Raw genomic sequence first — 4,411 nt, forward strand, 5'->3', positions numbered from 1 at the left:
AATATTAAGCAAAAGAGAAGAAAAACGGCGAATGCAAATGTGGAAAGAACAGATAAAGAACGCATTTGGAGATGTACCTGATCAAGAATATACATCTGAGTACTTTGAAGGACTAAAAGGGTATTACAATTACAGAAAAATTGATAAGGGGAATATTGATGATATCACATTTAATGATTTGGATTTAAAGAATATCTATATGTTACTAAATAATACAGGAAGTTCTATTGGTGAAGAATATCTATATTCTCTATTGAGACAGATGAATTATGATGCAGAGGAATTAAAAGAACGTGACCGTATTATAACATATTTTTCAGATCACGAGGAAGAGAGAATTCGCTTTCAGTTAGCAATGCAGGAGTTGGGGAAAATCTCAAATATATCTGTATTCGAATATATGAATCGTATGAAGGACTTAAAGAAATATTCGATAGGGCAACATTATTTTTGTATTGCGTCTTTATTACTTTCATTTGGTATCATAGCTTTAGATCCTAGAATCGGGATAGTAGCAATCTGTTTAACTATAGGTAATAATGTTTATCAATACTATAAACGAAAAGCAACGATAGAGAACTACTTTAAAACACTTGCATTTATTACGCGTATCCTAAGTAGTGTTGAAGATTTAGACAAGAATAAAGATCCATTCTTACAGCCATATGTAAGCAAAATGGTGGAAGCTTCTAAGAAATTCAGTTATGTAAGACGTAACGCTATGTGGATTAGCTGCGGAAAATCAATGAACGGAAGTTTAATTGATAGCTTACTTGACTATGAAAGAATGCTTCTTCATACTGACTTAATTAAATTCAGCAAAATGATTACGATTATAAAGCAAAATAGTGAAGAATTAGAGATGATTTATGAAACAATTGGTTACCTTGAGAGTATGGTTGCTATTGCATCTTTTCGTGAATTACTTGATTATTATTGCGTTCCAGAATTAGTTAAAGGCGGTAAGCCTTTTGTAGATGCCAAAGATATCTACCATCCATTAATTGATGATCCTGTTGTAAACTCTCTTAACGAAAAGCAAAGTGTATTAATTACTGGTTCGAATGCATCGGGTAAATCTACTTTTATTAAAACACTTGCTATCAATGCGATATTATCCCAAACAATCTATACAAGTACAAGTCGTTCGTACCGTGGAAATTATTATCAAGTTTATACTTCTATGGCATTACGAGATGATTTATTCAATAACGAAAGTTACTATATTGTTGAAATTAAATCGTTAAAACGTATCTTAGATGCAATGAATGACGAAACACCTATCTTATGTTTTGTTGATGAGGTACTACGTGGAACGAATACGCTCGAAAGAGTTGCGGCATCTGCACAGATTCTTAGAAGTTTATCAAAAGGATATGTCCTTTGCTTTGCAGCCACACATGATATTGAGTTAACGTATATATTAGAGAAACATTTCTCGAATTATCACTTCCAAGAGGAAGTTGTCGATAACGATGTATTGTTTGATTATAAATTGTGTTCTAATAGGGCACAGTCAAGAAATGCAATTAAACTACTCGGTATGATTGGTTATAACGCAGATATTATTGAGCAAGCAACAAATGCGGCGAATGATTTCCTTGAAAAAGGAACATGGGAAGCATTATAAGATAAAATTTAAAAATACAAAGAAAGAGCGAAAGAAAGGTTGATACTATGCAATTGACTCCAATGATGCAACAATATATGGAGATAAAGAATAAATATACAGACTGTATTCTATTCTATCGTTTAGGAGACTTTTATGAAATGTTCTTCGAAGATGCCACAATCTGTGCGAAAGAATTAGAAATAACATTAACAGGAAAGAACTGTGGACAAGAGGAGCGAGCACCTATGTGTGGCGTTCCTTATCATTCTGTAGAGGGCTATCTTAGCAAGATGATTAGTCGTGGCTATAAGGTAGCTATCTGCGAACAAGTGGAAGACCCTAAGTTCGCGAAAGGTCTTGTTAAACGAGATGTTAGCCGTATTGTAACACCAGGTACAAACTTGAATACACAGACACTTGATGAAACAAAGAATAATTACCTTTCTGGAATCTTTTACTCAGAAAGCGGGATTGGGATATCATTTGTAGATATTACAACAGGAGATTACTATGTAACAGAAGTAGATACGAAGAAGAAACTCTTAGATGAGATTAATAAGTTCCTTCCAACAGAAATTATCTGTAATGAAGCATTTTTAATTTCGGGTATGGATATTGTAGATTTAAAAGAACGTTTAAAGATATCAATATCTTCACAAGAGTCTTGGTATTTTGATGAAGAGATGTGCCAAAACGGATTGAAGGAGCACTTTGCAGTATCTTCATTAGACGGACTTGGATTACATGACTATGAATATGGTGTTATTGCTGCTGGGGCCGCTTTAAAGTATCTATATGAGACGCAGAAGAACTCTCTATCCCATCTTACACACATACAGCCATACATTACAAGCAAATATATGCTTCTTGACAGTTCAACAAGAAGAAATCTTGAGTTAACAGAAACATTACGTGAGAAACAAAAAAGAGGTTCTCTATTATGGGTTCTTGATAAAACGAAAACAGCTATGGGTGCTAGATTACTTCGTAACTATGTAGAGCAACCATTAATTGATATTGAATTAATTAGAGAACGACTTGACTGTGTAGAAGAGATAAATCAATCTGCAATTACAAGAGAAGAGTTACGTGAATACTTAAATCCGATCTATGACTTAGAACGCCTAATTAGTAAAGTGAGTTACAAGAGTGCAAATCCAAGGGATTTAATTGCGTTTCGAGCATCGTTATCGATGTTACCACCAATTAAAATGCTTCTCTCTGATTTTTCATGTGCATTAATGAAAGAGATTGATACAGAGTTAGATACTCTTGAAGATATCTGTACGCTTATTGTCAACTCGATTGATGAAGAACCGCCGATTTCAGTGAAAGAGGGCGGTATCATTAAAGAAGGCTACAATGAGGAAGTAGATCGTCTTCGACGGGCAAAGACAGATGGTAAGTCATGGCTAGCAGAATTAGAGGCGAAAGAAAGAGACCAAACAGGTATCAAGAATCTGAAAATCAAGTTTAATAAAGTTTTTGGTTATTATCTTGAAGTAACAAATTCCTATCAAAACCTTGTTCCTGAAACATGGACAAGAAAACAAACATTAGCAAATGCAGAACGCTATATCACTCCTGAACTAAAAGAGTTAGAAGATATGATTCTAGGAGCAGAGGATAAACTATTTAGCTTAGAATACAATCTATTCAGTGAAGTAAGAGACCAGATAGCAGAACAAGTAAAACGAATTCAAACGACGGCAAAAGCAGTTGCAAAACTAGATGTATTTGCATCGCTGGCATTTGTAGCAGAGCGTAATAATTTCATAAAACCAGAGATGAATCAAACTGGAGTTATTGATGTTAAGAGTGGTCGTCATCCTGTTGTAGAGAAGATGATTAACAATGATTTGTTTGTTGCAAATGATACGTTCCTAGATAATGAGGATAATCGTGTATCTATTATAACAGGGCCGAATATGGCTGGTAAATCGACTTATATGCGCCAAACTGCTCTTATTGTATTAATGGCACAAGTAGGTAGCTTTGTACCAGCAGAGTATGCCAAAATCGGTATTGTAGACCGTATCTTCACAAGAGTAGGTGCTTCAGATGATTTAGCTTCTGGACAGAGTACATTCATGGTTGAGATGACGGAAGTTGCCAACATTCTTCGTAACGCAACAAAGAACAGTTTGCTAATATTAGATGAAATTGGCAGAGGAACGAGTACATTTGATGGACTAAGTATTGCTTGGGCAGTAATTGAGCATATTAGTGACAAAAACTTGCTTGGTGCTAAAACATTGTTTGCAACACACTATCATGAGCTTACAGAATTAGAAGGCAAATTAAATGGTGTAAATAACTATTGTATCGCAGTAAAAGAACAAGGGGAAGACATTGTATTCCTTCGTAAGATTATCAAAGGTGGCGCAGATAAGAGTTATGGTATTCAGGTTGCGAAATTAGCGGGTGTTCCTGATGCAGTTCTCGGACGTGCAAGAGAGATTGTTGATGAACTGAGTGACAATGATATTACATATAAAGTAAAGCAGATGTCAGATTCCCTTCTGGATAGAGATCATTCTTGTGATAAAGCAGAGTGTCAGGTTGCAGAAACATCTAGCCAACAAAACAGTGCTTACGAAGCAAAAGAGCAAGAGAATGCACAGCAAATGACTACGCACAAGGCAAAAGCAAAGAATGATTTGGATGGACAACTCTCTTTCTTTACAGTAGATTCAACGAATCAAGTAATTGAGGAAATCAGAAACTTAGATGTAGCACATATGACACCAATGGATGCGATGAATATGTTATATCAGCTACAAAAACAGATTAAAGGAT

General features: G+C 35.0%; 2 protein-coding genes. Both read left to right on the forward strand.

Translation table 11 applies throughout. The features are described 5' to 3' along the window. The coding region (locus RMR19_RS14565; RefSeq protein WP_310604223.1) for a MutS-related protein at positions 1–1,630 on the forward strand (1,630 nt) is incomplete at its 5' end. 62 nt (positions 1,631–1,692) lie between these two features. Continuing rightward, the coding region (gene mutS, locus RMR19_RS14570; RefSeq protein ID WP_310604224.1) for a DNA mismatch repair protein MutS at positions 1,693–4,411 on the forward strand (2,719 nt) is incomplete at its 3' end.

Origin of the sequence: Anaerosporobacter sp. (genome assembly GCF_031551385.1) — a bacterium.
In the GTDB taxonomy this organism is placed as follows: domain Bacteria; phylum Bacillota; class Clostridia; order Lachnospirales; family Lachnospiraceae; genus Anaerosporobacter.